General features: G+C 71.0%; 14 protein-coding genes. 6 read left to right on the top strand and 8 right to left on the bottom strand.

Annotation, left to right across the window (positions count from 1 at the left end; genetic code table 11):
* Window positions 1-239: 239 nt before the first annotated feature.
* Window positions 240-1,481 carry an ROK family protein gene (locus tag OG246_RS17430; protein WP_266462760.1) on the bottom strand — a complete coding sequence of 414 codons (1,242 nt, stop codon included), beginning with the start codon at window positions 1,479-1,481 and terminating at the stop codon, window positions 240-242.
* 284 nt (window positions 1,482-1,765) lie between these two features.
* Here OG246_RS17430 and OG246_RS17425 point away from each other — a divergent pair, with 284 nt between their 5' ends.
* Both OG246_RS17425 and OG246_RS17420 read left to right on the top strand, forming a co-directional pair.
* On the top strand, window positions 1,766-3,256 hold the full coding sequence (locus OG246_RS17425; protein WP_266464309.1) for a hypothetical protein: 1,491 nt from the start codon (window positions 1,766-1,768) through the stop codon (window positions 3,254-3,256).
* Entirely contained in the window at window positions 3,253-5,190 is a 1,938-nt protein-coding gene (locus tag OG246_RS17420) for a glycogen debranching N-terminal domain-containing protein (RefSeq protein WP_266462757.1), read from the top strand. Before OG246_RS17425 ends, OG246_RS17420 begins: the two co-directional genes overlap by 4 nt.
* A gap of 24 nt (window positions 5,191-5,214) precedes the next feature.
* Here the strand turns inward: OG246_RS17420 and OG246_RS17415 are convergent, their stop codons facing one another.
* The 3 genes from OG246_RS17415 to dusB form a co-directional block, all read right to left on the bottom strand.
* Window positions 5,215-5,679: a VOC family protein gene (locus OG246_RS17415; protein ID WP_266462754.1), complete on the bottom strand. Its 465-nt coding sequence runs from the start codon at window positions 5,677-5,679 to the stop codon at window positions 5,215-5,217.
* A 74-nt stretch (window positions 5,680-5,753) separates the two neighbouring features.
* Window positions 5,754-6,281 (bottom strand): hypothetical protein, encoded by a 528-nt coding sequence (locus OG246_RS17410; RefSeq protein WP_266462749.1) that lies wholly within the window; start codon window positions 6,279-6,281, stop codon window positions 5,754-5,756.
* A 54-nt stretch (window positions 6,282-6,335) separates the two neighbouring features.
* Window positions 6,336-7,487: a tRNA dihydrouridine synthase DusB gene (gene dusB, locus OG246_RS17405; RefSeq protein ID WP_266462746.1), complete on the bottom strand. Its 1,152-nt coding sequence runs from the start codon at window positions 7,485-7,487 to the stop codon at window positions 6,336-6,338.
* An 81-nt stretch (window positions 7,488-7,568) separates the two neighbouring features.
* Between dusB and OG246_RS17400 the strand changes: the two genes are divergently transcribed.
* Complete coding sequence (locus OG246_RS17400; protein ID WP_266462744.1) at window positions 7,569-9,020, top strand: MFS transporter; 1,452 nt, start codon at window positions 7,569-7,571, stop codon at window positions 9,018-9,020.
* Between the two features lie 6 nt (window positions 9,021-9,026).
* Here the strand turns inward: OG246_RS17400 and OG246_RS17395 are convergent, their stop codons facing one another.
* A complete protein-coding gene (locus OG246_RS17395) occupies window positions 9,027-9,932 on the bottom strand; it encodes a helix-turn-helix transcriptional regulator (RefSeq protein WP_266462742.1) in 906 nt (301 codons plus the stop codon).
* Window positions 9,933-10,034: 102 nt separating this feature from the next.
* On the opposite strand from OG246_RS17395, the gene OG246_RS17390 reads away from it, so the two are divergent.
* The gene (locus OG246_RS17390; protein WP_266462740.1) at window positions 10,035-11,465 is read left to right on the top strand and encodes an MFS transporter; all 1,431 of its coding nucleotides are present in this window, start codon (window positions 10,035-10,037) and stop codon (window positions 11,463-11,465) included.
* On the opposite strand, the gene OG246_RS17385 is transcribed toward OG246_RS17390, so the two are convergent.
* Complete coding sequence (locus tag OG246_RS17385; RefSeq protein ID WP_266462736.1) at window positions 11,458-12,324, bottom strand: LLM class flavin-dependent oxidoreductase; 867 nt, start codon at window positions 12,322-12,324, stop codon at window positions 11,458-11,460. The genes OG246_RS17390 and OG246_RS17385 overlap by 8 nt on opposite strands.
* A gap of 143 nt (window positions 12,325-12,467) precedes the next feature.
* Between OG246_RS17385 and OG246_RS17380 the strand changes: the two genes are divergently transcribed.
* Window positions 12,468-13,001, top strand: coding sequence for a MarR family winged helix-turn-helix transcriptional regulator (locus OG246_RS17380; protein WP_266462733.1), 534 nt, complete (start codon window positions 12,468-12,470; stop codon window positions 12,999-13,001).
* 80 nt (window positions 13,002-13,081) lie between these two features.
* Window positions 13,082-13,288 carry a hypothetical protein gene (locus OG246_RS17375; RefSeq protein ID WP_266462731.1) on the top strand — a complete coding sequence of 69 codons (207 nt, stop codon included), beginning with the start codon at window positions 13,082-13,084 and terminating at the stop codon, window positions 13,286-13,288.
* Between the two features lie 49 nt (window positions 13,289-13,337).
* On the opposite strand, the gene OG246_RS17370 is transcribed toward OG246_RS17375, so the two are convergent.
* Entirely contained in the window at window positions 13,338-13,934 is a 597-nt protein-coding gene (locus OG246_RS17370; protein WP_266462728.1) for a TetR family transcriptional regulator, read from the bottom strand.
* Window positions 13,935-13,960: 26 nt separating this feature from the next.
* Window positions 13,961-14,965: an aldo/keto reductase gene (locus OG246_RS17365; protein WP_266462725.1), complete on the bottom strand. Its 1,005-nt coding sequence runs from the start codon at window positions 14,963-14,965 to the stop codon at window positions 13,961-13,963.
* Window positions 14,966-15,022: the final 57 nt, after the last annotated feature.

Raw genomic sequence — 15,022 nt, 5'->3', positions numbered from 1 at the left:
TCCAGACTCGCCTGAGTTCAGCTGCTGAACGATCAAGGGGTGGCACTGAGTGCCACCCCTTGGAGAAGTGCAGCCGCTCATGATCCGCTCATCTGAGCCTACCCCTTATCAAGCGTGGCGAGAATCACGCCCGAAGGAGGGCCGGATTTCACCATCCGGACCGCGATGTGGACACGTCACACGGATGTCACACAACCCCCGAGCCGGTACGGGTCACACAGGGGTCCACCCGCCGCCGGTCACACCCCCAGCGCCGCCAGCCGCTCCTCGACCCGCTCCGGCGCGTACAAGTACTCCACGACCAGCGCCCCGGCCCCGATCAGCCCGGCCCGCTCGCCGAGCCGCGAGGTCACCACGTCCAGATGAGCGGTGGAGCGGGGCAGCGCCCGCTGGTACAGCAGCTCCCGTACGCCGGTCAGGAAGGGGGTTCCGGCCAAATCCCCGGCGATCATCAGAACGCCCGGGTTGAGCAGCGTCACCACGGTCGCCAGTACGTCCCCGACCTGGCGCCCCGCCTCCCGCGCGAGCGCCATCGCCTCCGGATGCCCGGACGTCAGCAAGTCCCGCACATCCGATCCGGAAGCCGCCGCCACCCCGGACTCGGCCAGCCGCCGCGCCACCGCGCCGCCACTGGCGACGGCGGCGAGACAGCCGTACGAACCGCACCGGCACAGCGCGTCGGCGCCCACCCGGATGTGCCCGATGTCGCCGGCGCCGCCGTCGATCCCCCGGTAGATGGTGCCGCCGACGACCATGCCCGCACCGATACCGGTGGAGACCTTGACCAGGGCGAACGCCGAACAGTCCGGGTAGCCGGTGCGCTGCTCGCCGTACGCCATGAGGTTGGCGTCGTTGTCGACGAGTACGGGGACGCCTGCCCCGGCGGCACTCACGGTGCCCTCACCCGCATGCTCAGCGAACGCGCGGCTCAGGCGTCCCCTTATGTCATAGCCGTCCCAGCCCGGCATGATCGGCGGCTGTACGACCCGGCCGGTGTCGCTGTCGACCGGCCCAGGAACCGCGAGGCCGATGCCGCACACGGCGTCGGCGGGCTTTGCGGCCTTCACCAGCAGGTCGGCGAACCAGCGGCCGAGTTCGCCGAGGACCACGTCCGGGCCCTCGTCGACGACCAGGAGGCCCGACTTCTCGGCCAGGATCTCGCCGGTCAGGGTGAGGACGGCCGCCCGGCCGTGCCGGGTGTCGAGGTCGGCGGCGAGGACGACGGCGTGGGCGTCGTCGAATTCGAGGGTGATGGAGGGGCGCCCGCCCAGCGGGGAGTCCACCGGGCCGCCGGCGCCCTCGCGCAGCCAGCCCACGCGGAACAGCCGGTCGAGGCGCTGGCCGACGGTGGCCCGGGACAGACCGGTGGCCTGCTGCAGCGCGCCGCGCGTCGTGGCCCGGCCGCTGCGCACCAGTTCGAGCAGCTCTCCGGAGCTTGCCTGGTTCCCTGCGCGCACGGTCCTGTCCGCCCTTCCTGTCATGCCCACCCTCTTGCGTTCCTCAACTCTGCATTACATATTGAGTTTTGCGTGTTAAATAGACGTAACCCTACGGTAGCTACAGCCGAACTGGTCGGCAGGATGTCTTCCGGGAGACCTGAGTGGACCGCACAACCCAGCTCACCGCCTTGCGCACGGGAATCATCACCTCCGTACGCACCTCAGGCACACCCGCGCACGCCTCCGGACCATCGTCGCCACCGGGTCGGGGTGAGGTCACCCATACCGGACCACTTGTATACGATCCCGCGCAGTCGGCGGGGTCGCTGCACCTCAGGGCCGCCCGGGTACTGAACGACAACTGGACGGGAACGTCCACCGTGCCCTCGCGCGGCCTGTACCCGCACCAGTGGTCCTGGGACTCCGCGTTCATCGCGATCGGGCTGCGCCACCTGTCCCCCCTGCGGGCGCAGACGGAGCTGGAGACGCTGCTCGGCGCCCAGTGGGGCGACGGCCGTATCCCGCACATCGTCTTCAACCCCTCCGTGCCGCTCGACGCGTACTTCCCGAGCCCCGACTTCTGGCGCTCCTCGACCGCGGGGCACGCCGCGGGCGCCCCGCGCAACGTACAGACGTCGGGCATCGTCCAGCCACCGGTGCACGCGCTCGCCGCATGGCTGGTGCACCAGGCCGACCCGGGCCTCTCACGGGCCCGCGCCTTCCTCCCCCGCGTCTATCCCCGCCTTGCCGCCTGGCACCGCTATCTCCTGCACCGCCGGGACCTGGGCGGCGGCGGCCTCGCCTCCGTCGTCCACCCCTGGGAACAGGGCATGGACAACAGCCCCTGCTGGGACGCCCCGCTGAGCCGGATCACCCCGGCCCCGGCGCGCTCCTTCCGCCGCGCCGACCTCGACCACGGGGCCGCCGAGGACCGGCCGACGGATCTGGACTACGGGCGGTACGTGCGGCTGGCGACGGACTACCGGGACGGCGGGTACGCGGACGGGGCGGGCGAGTTCGCGGTCGAGGACCCGGCGTTCAACGCGCTGCTGATCGCCTCCGAGCACGCCCTCGCCCACATCGCACAGGAGCTGGGGGCGGCCGGGACCGCCCGGCACGCCCGCGCGGAGCGCCTGACGGCGGCCCTGGTGGACCGGCTGTGGGATCCGGCGGAGGGGATGTTCTTCTGCCGGGACGTGTACGGGGGCGGCGAGAGCGGTGCTCTCGAATCGGAGCGGCGCTCGCAGAGCAGTGCTCTCGGAACAGAGCGCCGCTCTCAGGTGCGCGGTGCTCTCATCCCCGAGCGCAGTGTCGCCGGGCTGATCCCGCTCCTCCTGCCCACGCTGCCCAGCGACATCGCAGCCACCCTCGTACGCACCGCGAGCGGCTCGCACTTCGGACTCGGTGACGCCACGCGGCTCGTGCCGAGTTACGACCTGACCGGGGACGCGTTCGATCCGCACCGCTACTGGCGCGGCCCTGCCTGGTTCAACACCAACTGGCTGCTGGAGCGCGGGCTGCGGCTGCACGGCGAGCAGGTGCGCGCGGACGGGCTGCGGGCCGCGCTGCTCGACACGGCCGGCGAGTCCGACTTCGCGGAGTACGTGGATCCGTACACCGGCGAGGCCTGTGGCGCACTCGGCTTCAGCTGGACGGCCGCGCTGACGCTCGACCTGCTGCACACGCCTGCGGGGGAGGACCAGTTCGCTTCCCACCCGGGCCACGACACGTTCGACAAGGCACACCGCGCGAGCACGTTCGAGAACGCGCTCGCCTACGCATTCGAGACGGGCGCCAAGGGAGGGGACCGGGGATGACGGACCGGCATCATCTGCTCGTGCACGGTGGGACGTTCGCCGCCGTGAGCGACGGCGGGGACATCAGCGGCGTACGGGGCGGCAGTTCCCCGGACGGCTTATTCGTGCGCGACGCACGGCACTTGAGCCGCTGGCAGCTGACTCTCGACGGCGCGGTGCCCGAGGCACTCACGCCGGTCGCGGACGGCGACACGGCACGCTGTGTACTCGTCCCGCGCGGCGGCCGCAACGAACCGCCCGCATACACGGTCTTCCGTGAACAGGCCGTCGCCGAGGGCGCGTTCGTGGAGGCGCTGCGCGTCACCAGCAACCGCCCGGCGCCCACCACGGTCCGCGTCGCGGTCACCGCGGACGCCGACTTCACAGACCAGTTCGAGCTGCGCTCCGACTACCGCACCTACGCCAAGACGGGCGTGGTCCGCTCCCGCCAAGTCCTCGACGACGGTGTGGAGTTCGGCTACCAGCGCGGTGAATGGCGGTCCTGTACGACGGTCACCTCCGAGCCCGCCCCGGACGGCGTGGAGGAGACGGGCACGGGCGCCCGTCGCCTCGTATGGACCCTCGATCTCGAACCGCACGGCAGCGCGGAGCTGTCACTGCGGGTCGCGGCACGTCCGCACGGCGCCGCGCACGAGCCGGACGTACCGCTCTCCCCCGCCGCCGCGAACGAGCAACTCCTCGCCCTCGAAGGGGAGTTCACCGAGGGCGTGCCCTTCCCGACCGGCTGGCCCGAGCTGGCCGCCGCCTGCTCGCGGGGCCTGTCCGACCTGGCGGCGCTCCAGGTCGGCGCCCTGGGCCCGGACGGCGAGGAACTCCGCGTCCCAGCGGCCGGAGTCCCCTGGTTCCTGACCCTCCTCGGCCGTGACGCACTCCTGACCTCCCTCTTCGCGCTCCCCTACCGCCCCCAGCTCGCCGCCGCCACGCTGCCCGCGCTCGCCGCGACGCAGGCGACCGAGGTGGGCGCCGAGGCGGTGTGCCAGCCCGGCAAGATCGTGCACGAGGTGCGGCACGGCGAGCTGGCGCACTTCGGGCAGGTGCCGTACGGGCGTTACTACGGTTCGGTGGACGCGACGCCGCTGTTCCTGGTGCTGCTCGGCGCGTACACCGAGCAGACCGGTGACCTCTCGCTGGCCCGGCGCCTGGAGGCCAACGCCCGTGCGGCGATCGGCTGGATGCTGGACCACGGCGGGCTGACCTCGCGCGGCTATCTCGTCTACCGCGCGGACGGCGGCGGCCTCGCCAACCAGAACTGGAAGGACTCCCCCGGCGCCATCTGCTCGGCCGACGGCAGCCGCCCCTCAGGACCGGTGATGGCGGCGGGCGCGCAGGGATACGCGTACGACGCACTGCGCCGCACCGCGCACCTGTCCCGCACGGTCTGGGACGACGAGGTCTACGCGGCCCTCCTGGAACAGGCCGCCGGGGACCTCCGCGACCGCTTCCAGCGGGACTTCTGGATGCCCGAACACTCCTTCCCCGCACTGGCGTTGGACGGCGACGGCCAGCATGTCGACGCCCTCGCCTCCGACGCGGGCCACCTCCTGTGGTCGGGTCTGCTCGACAAGGAGTACGGCAAGCTGGTCGGCCGCCGTCTCCTCGAACCCGACTTCTTCTCCGGCTGGGGCGTCCGCACGCTCGCCTCCGGCCAGGCGGCGTACCACCCGCTCTCGTACCACCGCGGCTCGGTCTGGCCCCACGACAACGCCCTGATCACCCTGGGGTTGGCGAGGTACGGCCTGCACGACGAGGCCCGCACCGTCGCCCACGCCCTGGTCGACGCGGCCACCGCCGCGGGCCACCGCCTCCCCGAGGTCCTCGCGGGCTACGGCCGCGACACCCACTCGGAGCCGGTGCCCTACCCGCACGCGTGCGTACGGGAGTCGAGGTCGGCGGCGGCGCCGCTGGCGCTGCTTACGGCGGTGGGGGGCGCGTAGTCGCGCGGGGCTACGGGCTACCAGCTAGTCGTCGAGCTCGGTCGGCTCGCCGAGCTCGGTGAAGAGGGTCAGCTGAAGGGCTCCCGGTGCCTCCAGCCGGGAGTTCAGCGAATTCCAGGGGGTGCGCGTCGGCTCCGCGATCACCTGGGCCCCGGCCGCGGCGAGCTTCGCCGTGGTGGCGGCGGAGTCGTCGACCTGGAAGGCGACCCGCATATGGCCGGCCACCCGCCGCCCGACCTCGACGTCGTCGATGAAGGCGGCGTGGTTGGGGTCGGTCAGTTCCAGGGTGGCCCGTCCGGCGTCGAGGATGGTGACCCGCCCGCCGGGGGACGAGAACGCCCCGCGCTCGGCCAGGCCGAGGACGTCGCGGTAGAAGTGCAGCGCCGCGTCGTAGTCGGCCGCGGTGACGACCAGGCGGAGTTCACTGACGGCGGGATCGTTGGGCTTCGACGCTTCGTCGGCGTTGGACACTTCGTCGGCGTCGGGCATGTCGGCTCCTTGGGGATCGCGAGTGCTGATCACTCGTCAACTGGCGTGTCGATCCGACAATTCCCCATCGCGCCTCACGAGGCGATCATGGCGGTGCGGGCCTCCGCGATGAACTGTTCCAGCCTGTGGCGGAACGCCTCGTGGGTCTCGTCAAATTCTTCACGGGCCCCGGGATCGCCTTGCGAAACCCGCCGCAGCGCACTGTTGGCCTCCGCCGCCGTCTGCATGAGGGCTTCGGCCGCTTCGGCGGCCGGGGCCGGGCCTTCCAGCACGATGACCCTGACGCAGCGCATGAGGGGGTCGAAGGCGCTGCGCAGCTCGGTGCGGAGTTCCTGAATGCGTGTCAATCGCGCTGCAGGGTCGGCGAGTTGATAGAAGGCGTCACCGGCCGTCCAGTACAACTGGCCCGTGATGTGCGCCTGCTCCATAAGGTCCAGATAGGCGGCCCGCCGGATCTCCCGGACCCGACCGCGCTGCTGGACCTGCGCCGACGCCTCCGCCTGGACCTTCGCCGCCCGGGCGTTCCCCAGAGTGGTCACCCAGCTGGCGAGCACCGCGGTCGCACCGGTGAACACCCCGACCCACACCACGCTGTCCGCCACACCGCCCAGTGTCGGCGCCCCGGTTTCCCCCTGTCGAGACCGGGTCGAGGCCGGTCACCCCCCGGACGTGTCCAGCTCCGCGTCCTCGCCGATCCCCGCGCAGTCGTACGGGTCCTTGAGCCAACCCTCCGGCAGCACAACCCTGTTGTTGCCGGACGTACGGCCGCGGGGCCCGTCCGCGCCGAGCGGCCAGGGCTGGTCGAGGTCCAACTCGGCGAGTCCCTCGGAGAGTTCGGCGATCGACGAGGTGATGGCGAGGCGCTTGCGCATGTCGGAGCCGACGGCGAAGCCCTTCAGGTACCAGGCGACGTGCTTGCGGAAGTCGATGACACCGCGCGCCTCGTCGCCGATCCACTCGCCCAGCAGCGTCGCGTGCCGGACCATCACGGCCGAGACCTCACGGAGGGTCGGTCGCGCGTACTCCACACGCCCCTCGAAAGCCGCCACCAGATCCCCGAACAGCCACGGCCGCCCCAGGCACCCGCGCCCGACGACCACCCCGTCGCACCCGGTCTCCCGGACCATCCGCACCGCGTCGTCCGCAGACCAGATGTCACCGTTGCCGAGGACGGGGATCTCCGGCACGTGCTCCTTGAGTCGCGCGATGGCGTCCCAGTCCGCCGTGCCGCCGTAGTGCTGGGCGGCGGTCCGGCCGTGCAGGGCGATCGCGGTGACGCCCTCCTCGACCGCGATCCGGCCGGCGTCCAGGTACGTGATGTGGTCGTCGTCGATGCCCTTGCGCATCTTCATCGTGACGGGGAGGTCACCTGCCCCGCTCACGGCCTCCCGGAGGATCGCCCGCAGCAGGTTCCTCTTGTACGGGAGGGCGGAACCGCCGCCCTTGCGCGTCACCTTCGGGACCGGGCAGCCGAAGTTCAGGTCGATGTGGTCGGCGAGACCCTCCTCCGCGATCATGCGGACGGCCTTGCCGACGGTCGCCGGGTCCACCCCGTACAGCTGGATCGAACGCGGCTTCTCGGTCGCGTCGAAGTGGATCAGCTGCATGGTCTTCTCGTTGCGCTCGACCAGCGCCCGTGTGGTGATCATCTCGCTGACGAACAGTCCCTTGCCGCCGCTGAACTCCCGGCACAGCGTGCGGAAGGGCGCGTTCGTGATCCCGGCCATCGGGGCCAGGACGACGGGCGGCTGGACGGTGTGGGGGCCGATCGACAGCGGGGACGCGGGGGCGAGGGTGGGCGTGGACATTCCCCCATTGTCACGTACGTCGGCGAGTGCCGCGACAGTCGTTAGTTAGACGCACTATAGAAACGGTCGTACGATGGTGGAATGCCCGAGCTCAGCCACCGCCACCGCATGCTGGTGCTCGCGATCTGCTGCATGAGCCTGCTGATCGTGAGCATCGACACCACCGTTCTGAATGTCGCCCTGCCCTCGATGCAGAAGGAACTGCACGCGAGCGTGGCGGGCCTCCAGTGGACGATCGACGCGTACACGCTGGTCCTCGCGTCACTGCTGATGCTGGCGGGCTCGACAGCCGACCGCATCGGGCGGCGGAAGGTCTTCGTCGCGGGCCTGGTCCTCTTCACGCTCGGCTCGGTCCTGTGCTCCCTCGCCCCGAACCTCGATTCGCTCATCGCCTTCCGCATGGTGCAGGCGGTCGGCGGTTCGATGCTGAACCCGGTCGCGATGTCGATCATCACCAACACCTTCACGGATCCGCGCGAGCGTGCCCGCGCGATCGGTGCGTGGGGCGCCGTGGTCGGCATATCGCTGGCCGCGGGGCCGCTGGTCGGCGGCCTCCTCGTGGACTCGGTCGGCTGGCGTTCGATCTTCTGGATCAACCTCCCGGTGGGCCTGGCCGCGCTCCTGCTCACCCTGCGCTACGTCCCGGAGTCCCGCGCCGCCAAGGCCCGCCGCCCGGATCCGGTCGGCCAGCTCCTCGTCATCGCGCTCCTCGCCTCCCTCACGTACGCGATCATCGAGGCGCCCACCTCGGGCGCCGTCGAGATCGTCGCCTTCGGCGCGGTCGCCGTCGCCTCGCTGCTCGGCCTCCTCAGCTATGAACGCCGGCGCACCGAACCTCTCGTCGACCTGCGCTTCTTCCACTCGGCACCGTTCAGCGGGGCCACCGTCATCGCCGTCGCCGGGTTCGCGGCGCTCAGCGGCTTCCTGTTTCTCTCCACGCTCTATCTGCAGAACGTGCGCGGCCTGGACGCACTGCACGCGGGCCTGTGGATGCTGCCGATGGCGGCCATGTGCTTCGTCTGCGCACCGCTGTCGGGCCGGCTGGTCGGCAGCCGCGGCCCGCGCATACCCCTCCTGATCGCCGGGGTCGCGATGACCGCGAGCGGTGTGCTGTTCGCCGCGTTCCAGGGCGAGACGTCCAACACCACCCTCGTCATCGGCTACGTCCTCTTCGGCCTCGGCTTCGGCTTCGTGAACGCCCCCATCACCAACACCGCCGTCTCCGGCATGCCCCGCTCCCAGGCGGGCGTCGCCGCCGCCATCGCCTCGACCAGCCGCCAGATCGGCGGCACCCTCGGCGTCGCCGTGATCGGCGCGGTGCTGGCCTCCGGCGTGACCACGACGGCGTACAAGGCCACCTTCGTATCGGCCGCCTCCCCCGCCTGGTGGATCATCGCCGGCTGCGGCCTCGCGGTCCTCTTCCTGGGCGCCCTGACCACCGGCCGCTGGGCACGCCGGACGGCCGCAGAAACGGCCGCGCGGCTCGAGCCGGAGGTGTCGGAGACACGGGACACGGCGGGCGTACGAGCCTAGGCGGCGCTACGCCCGCACGCTCTCGCGCTCCACGGCGATCGCGTGCAGCTGCTCCAGGCGTTCGCGGGACTCCTCGTCGGCGGGTGCGTACGTCACCATGCGCGACCCGGCCTCCGGGTTCAGCCACAGGTCGGTGTGGTCCACGGTGATCCGGCCGACGTCCGCGTTGCGGAACTCCTTGCGCTTGGTTCGCGCGCCGAGCACCTCGTGCCGCTCCCAGACCTCGCAGAACTCCTCCGACTCCGCACGCAGCCGCTTGAGCAGCATCTTCCAGGCGGGGTCCGCGAGATGCCCGGCCATGGAGGCGCGGAACTTGGCGGCCATCAGCCGCATCGTCTCGTCGAGCAGCACGATCGAGGAACGCCACTGCTCGTTCGTCGTGATGAGGACCATGCAGTTGCGGTCCTCGGCCGGCACCTCATCGAGGTCGCAGAGCAGACGGGCGTACGTGCGGTTGTACGCGAGGATGTCGTACCGGCTGTTCTGGATGCAGGCCGGGAGCGGCTCCAGTTGCTCCAGCATCCGCAGCAGCGCCGGAGTGATCGTCGGGCAGCGCGAGGCCGGGGTGGGGTCGACGGCACCGGCCAGCTGGAAGAGGTGGACGCGCTCGCTCGGGTCGAGCATCAGGGCGCGGGCGAGTGCGTCGAGCACCTGCACGGAGACCTGGATGTCCCGGGCCTGTTCCAGCCACGTGTACCAGGTGACACCGACGGCGGCGAGCTGCGCGACCTCCTCGCGGCGCAGTCCGGGAGTGCGCCGGCGGGGGCCGCGGGGCAGGCCGACCCGCTCGGGGGTGACGTGCTCGCGGCGATGCCTCAGGAAGGCGGCCAGTTCATGCCGCCGGATCTCGGACTCCTGCCCGCCGTGCCGAACCGCCGCCCCCGCATGCTGCTCCTGCGCCATCGTCGTCATACCCTCCAGACTGCCGCACTCCTCACCCTGTTTCCAGGTACTTCTTCTACCAGGATAAGGAGACTCTGGTACCAGCCTGAGACCAGGAGAAGGCTGGAGGACGTGACCGAAACCGGAACCCTCACCACCTCCGCCCGTTCCCCCGCCGCCCCACCCCTGCTCGGCGGCCTCGGGCTCTTCACCGTGCTGCTCGGCGCCGCCCTGCCGCTCATCGACTTCTTCATCGTCAACGTCGCCCTGCCGACCATGGGCCAGGACCTGCACGCGAGCGAGTCCGTCCTCGAACTCGTCATCGCCGGGTACGGAGTCTCGTACGCCGTCCTCCTGGTCCTCGGCGGCCGGCTCGGCGACCTCTTCGGCCGGCGCCGGCTCTTCCTCGGCGGCATGGCGGTCTTCGGCCTGACCTCGCTGGCGTGCGGGCTCGCGCCCAACGCCTGGACGCTGGTGGCGGCACGGGTCGCGCAGGGCGCGGCGTCCGCGGCGATGCTGCCGCAGGTGCTCGCCACCATCCAGTCCGCGACCGACGGGCCGCGCCGCGCCAAGGCGATGAGCCTGTACGGCGCGACGGCCGGGCTCTCCATGGTGGCCGGGCAGATCCTCGGCGGCGTACTCGTCGCGGCGGACATCGCGGGCACCGGCTGGCGCTCGGTGTTCCTCGTGAACGTGCCCGTGGTGATCCTCGGCCTGGTCCTGGCCGCACGTGCCGTCCCCGAGACGCGCTCGCAGCACCCGGAGCCGGTCGACGGCCCGGGCACGGTACTGCTCGCCATAGCGCTGCTCGCGCTGCTGGCCCCGCTGACCGAGGGCAGGGCTGCGGGCTGGCCGCTGTGGACATGGCTGTCGCTCGCCCTGTTCCCGCTCGCGGCGGCGGCGTTCTACTTCGTCGAGCGACGAGAGGACCGCCGCGGCCGTACGCCACTGGTCCCGCCGAGCCTGTTCGCGCTGACGTCGTTTCGCCGGGGGCTGGTGATGATCGTGCCGTTCGGGATCGGCTTCAGCGGTTTCATGTTCGTGATCGCGGTGGCGTTGCAGGACGGCGCCGGGCTCGGTCCGGTCCAGGCGGGGCTGGCCCTGGCGCCGATGGCGGCGGTCTTCTTCGTCGTCTCGCTGTGCGGCCCGCACCTGATCGCGCGCTACGGCACCCGGGTCGTCACCGCAGGCGGACTGATCCAGGCGATCGGCGTGGCCCTCCTCGCGCTGGCCGCGTGGCGGTCCTGGCCGGACCTGGGCGTCTGGCAGCTGGCGCCGGGCGCGGCGGTGGCGGGCGCCGGCCAGGCACTCCAACTCCCCGTCCTCTTCCGGATCATCCTCTCCGAGGTCCCGCCCGTGCGAGGCGGCGTAGGCAGCGGAGTCATGATCACCACCCAGCAGTCGGCCCTCGCCCTCGGCGTGGCCACCCTGGGCTCCCTCTTCCTCTCCCTCGTCCCGGGCCACGGCATGCAGGACGCCCTGGTGACAACACTCCTGGTCCAGCTGGCGATAGTGGCACTGACAACGCTCCTGAGCCTGCGACTGCCGCGCAGGATCAGCTAGTTCGCTCCTTGGCCACCAACTCCACAACAGCCGGGGCGACTTCATGTGCAAAGCGTTCGAGTGTGGACGGGTCGTCGGAGGCGAGCAGATAGGCGCTCACCCCTTGGGTGAGGGTGAGTTCGGCGAGTTGCTCGGCCGGGGCGAGGCCGGGCAGGTTGTAGAGGCGGCGCACCGACCGTGGGTCACGCCCCGCGGCAGTCGCCGCCTCGTCCACGATCCGCTGGCCCACGGCGAGTTCGGCGGGCGGCACCCGGGTCGCGCTGGGCAGCCACCCGTCGGCTGAGCGCCCGATCAGGCGCAGCATCCGCGGCCCCAGGGCGCCGACCCAAACGCTGATCGGGTGGACGGCCGCGGGCCCGGGCCTGGCCCCGTCGAGCCAGTAGTGCTTGCCTCTGACTGCCTTGCCGTTCCCATTTCCCCCGCTGTCCCCATCGGTTGACCACAGCGCCCGGATCACGTCGATCGCCTCACCCAACGCCTCGACGGCCTCCCCAGGCGTACGCCGCGGCTGCCCCTCGCTTGCGATGGCGTCCCAGTAGCCTCCCGCCCCGAGCCCCAACTCCACACGCCCGCCGCTGAGTACGTCGAGGCTCGCCGCGGCCCGCGCCAGCCCCGCCGGCGGCCGCAAGGGCAGATTGGCCACGTTCGGGAAGACCCGCACCCGCTCGGTCCGCGCCGCGATCACGGCCAGCAGGGTCCAGGCGTCCAGGAAGTCCGGCCGGTACGGGTGGTCGGCGACGCTGACGAGGTCGAGCCCGGCCCGGTCGGCCAGCCGCGCCAACTCGATGACGGTGTGCGGTTGTCCGGCGTCGGGGGTGAGCACCGCGCCGAAGAGGAGGTCGTGGCCGTAGTCGGGCATGGCGAGTCCTTAGGGATGTCCGGCAGGGGATTTCGTCAGGGGATTTCGTCAGGGGTTTCGACAGAGGTGTTCAACCGCTGGGATCACATCGCGGCGTAATCATTACATGCCGACATCATTACGTCGAGGGTAGGATTGCCGACATGGCCCCGACCCGCGAAGACGACCCCACCGACAAGCCGGACGAGACCCCTCACCCCCCGGACTCGCCGGCCACACGCCCCCCGACCCTGCTGGCCCTGCCCTCCTACCTGGCGGGCCACGTCGCCCGGATCGGCCACCGCACCCTGGTCGAGGCCCTCAGGGAACACGGTCTCCGCCTCCCCCACTTCGCGATCCTCGCGGGCCTCGGCGACTTCGGCCCCCTCGCCCAGCACGAACTCGCCGACCGCCTCGGCCTCAACCGCAGCCACCTCGTGGGATACCTCGACGAGGTCGAGCAACAGGACCTCGTGCACCGCGAACGCGACCCCCGTGACCGCCGCCGCCAGCGCGTCGCCCTCACGGCGGCGGGCGAAACACGGCTGGAGGAGCTGAAGAAGGTGGCCGACCGCTCACAGGCCGACTTCCTGAGCGACCTGTCGGCCACCGAACGTGAGACTCTGATCACCCTGATGCGGCGGATCGTGACGACGGACGACCGCGCCGCCAACTCGCCGCCAAAGAATCCCCGTTGATCTTCGCCATGCTGCACACTCCTTGCTGCATAAGGGAATGCGGTAATACGCGGCATCACGCGGTATCACCAGGAGGTGGCATGCTGCAGATCAACACGAGCAAAGTAAGCCGCTGGGACCAGCACGGCCGCGAACACGTCGTACACGTCCAGCGAACCGGCGTACAGCGCACGATCAGATGCGACACGTGCGGCTGGCGCAAGCCGGCACAGTTCCTGCCGTGGCTGAAGGCGGAGGAACACCTGGCGGAGGCGCATCAGGCGACGGTGGATCCGACGGAGGGGTAACACTCCGCCGGGCCCACGGTCGGCCTCAGCAATTCCGCGGCTCAGCAGCTCAGCGGCTCAGCCCGCGCAGAAGGAGGTCGACGACCGAGGTGAACTCGGCCTCGATGCCCGGCTGTTCCCATTCACGGGCGTAGGCGGGGTCATGGAAGCGGCCGGTGGCGTCGAAGACTGCGCGGGCCGTCAACAAGGGGTTGGCATCCTGGATGACGAAGTCGCCCTCCCGCACGCCACGTTCGACAATGAGCATGAGCTGGTGAACGAGGTCGGCGATGTGCTCATCGACCACGGCGCTGGTCTCGCCGAGCAGCACCGAGTACGTGGCGAACAGCTCCGGATCGCCCCCCGCCTTCTGCCGCTTGGCGGTGAACAGTGCGCCCAGCCAGTGCCGTAGGGCCACGGGAGGCGTCTGATCACGCGTCCGGGCAATCTGCTCCAGCGTCTGCGACGTACGGTCCAGCCAGCGCTTGGTGACCGCCTCCCGCAGCGCCGCCTTCGTACGGAAGTGGCGATAGACGCTGCCGTGGCTGACGCCGAGCGCACGGGCCACGTCCACCACGGTGGCCTTGGCGGGCCCGTGGCGGCGCAGCACCTCCTCGGTCGCTTCGAGGATGCGCTCGGCGGTCAGTGCTTCGGTGGTCGGTGCCATGACGAAGACCGTACCTGGCGGTACCGTCAGCGCTCCGTGCCGAGGTGAGCCATCTGCGCCTGCGGGTAGCGGTCGCCCGCGGCGGCACCGTCCGGCACGGCCTCCTCGATGGAAGCGAGGTCGTCGGCGTCCAGCGTCACGTCCAGTGCACCCAGCGCCTCCGCCAGCCGGTCCCGGCGACGCGCACCGACCAGCGGCACGATGTCCTCGCCGCGCGAGAGCACCCAGGCGATCGCAATCTGCGCGACGCTGACCCCCTTCTGCTCGGCGACCTTCCGCAGCGCGTCGACCAGGTCCAGGTTGCGCTGGAGGTTCTCACCCTGGAAGCGGGGGCTCATCCCACGGAAGTCGTTCGCGCCGAGTTGCCGGTCCCGCGTGAAGTGCCCGGAGATCAGCCCGCGCGACAGCACGCCGTACGCGGTGATGCCGATCCCCAGTTCACGGGTGGTCGGCAGCACCTCGTCCTCGATGCCGCGGGAGATGAGGGAGTACTCGATCTGAAGGTCCGAGATGGGGGCGGTGGCGGCGGCCCGCCGAATGGTGTCGGCCCCGACCTCGCTCAGCCCGATGTGCCGTACGTGCCCGGCCTCCACCAGCTCCGCGATCGCGCCCACCGTCTCCTCGATCGGCACACCGGAATCGGCCCGCGCGATCCGGTACACGTCGATGTGATCCACGCCGAGCCGCTGCAACGAGTACGCGGCGAAGTTCTTCACCGCCGCCGGGCGGCCGTCGTACCCCGACCAGCCGCCGTCCGGGTCACGCAGCGCACCGAACTTGACGCTCGTGAGCGCCTGCTCCCGCCGAGCCGAGGACACCCCGCGCAACGCCTCGCCGATCAGCATCTCGTTGTGACCCATGGCGTAGAAGTCACCGGTGTCGAGCAGGGTCACGCCCGCTTCGAGCGCGGCATGGATGGTCGCGATGGACTCGGCCCGGTCGGCCTCGCCGTACAGCGCGGACATGCCCATGCAGCCGAGACCGAGGGCGGAGACCTGGGGGCCGGTGGATCCGAGGGGGCGGGTTTGCATGGGGGCTCCTTTTGGGGGTTCCGGGCGGAACGCGCTCGGGGAGGTGGCGCACATCCA

Origin of the sequence: Streptomyces sp. NBC_00620 (assembly GCF_026341825.1) — a bacterium.
GTDB lineage: Bacteria > Actinomycetota > Actinomycetes > Streptomycetales > Streptomycetaceae > Streptomyces.
This window is presented reverse-complemented; position numbering and strand designations above follow the sequence as displayed.

Bases quoted from the DNA above. Each gene is read 5' to 3' on its own strand.
- OG246_RS17430 (WP_266462760.1), bottom strand. From the start codon at position 1,481: ATGACAGGAAGGGCGGACAGGACCGTGCGCGCAGGGAACCAGGCAAGC.
- OG246_RS17420 (WP_266462757.1), top strand. From the start codon at position 3,253: ATGACGGACCGGCATCATCTGCTCGTGCACGGTGGGACGTTCGCCGCC.
- OG246_RS17415 (WP_266462754.1), bottom strand. From the start codon at position 5,679: ATGCCCGACGCCGACGAAGTGTCCAACGCCGACGAAGCGTCGAAGCCC.
- dusB (WP_266462746.1), bottom strand. From the start codon at position 7,487: ATGTCCACGCCCACCCTCGCCCCCGCGTCCCCGCTGTCGATCGGCCCC.
- OG246_RS17400 (WP_266462744.1), top strand. From the start codon at position 7,569: ATGCCCGAGCTCAGCCACCGCCACCGCATGCTGGTGCTCGCGATCTGC.
- OG246_RS17395 (WP_266462742.1), bottom strand. From the start codon at position 9,932: ATGACGACGATGGCGCAGGAGCAGCATGCGGGGGCGGCGGTTCGGCAC.
- OG246_RS17385 (WP_266462736.1), bottom strand. From the start codon at position 12,324: ATGCCCGACTACGGCCACGACCTCCTCTTCGGCGCGGTGCTCACCCCC.
- OG246_RS17380 (WP_266462733.1), top strand. From the start codon at position 12,468: ATGGCCCCGACCCGCGAAGACGACCCCACCGACAAGCCGGACGAGACC.
- OG246_RS17375 (WP_266462731.1), top strand. From the start codon at position 13,082: ATGCTGCAGATCAACACGAGCAAAGTAAGCCGCTGGGACCAGCACGGC.
- OG246_RS17370 (WP_266462728.1), bottom strand. From the start codon at position 13,934: ATGGCACCGACCACCGAAGCACTGACCGCCGAGCGCATCCTCGAAGCG.
- OG246_RS17365 (WP_266462725.1), bottom strand. From the start codon at position 14,965: ATGCAAACCCGCCCCCTCGGATCCACCGGCCCCCAGGTCTCCGCCCTC.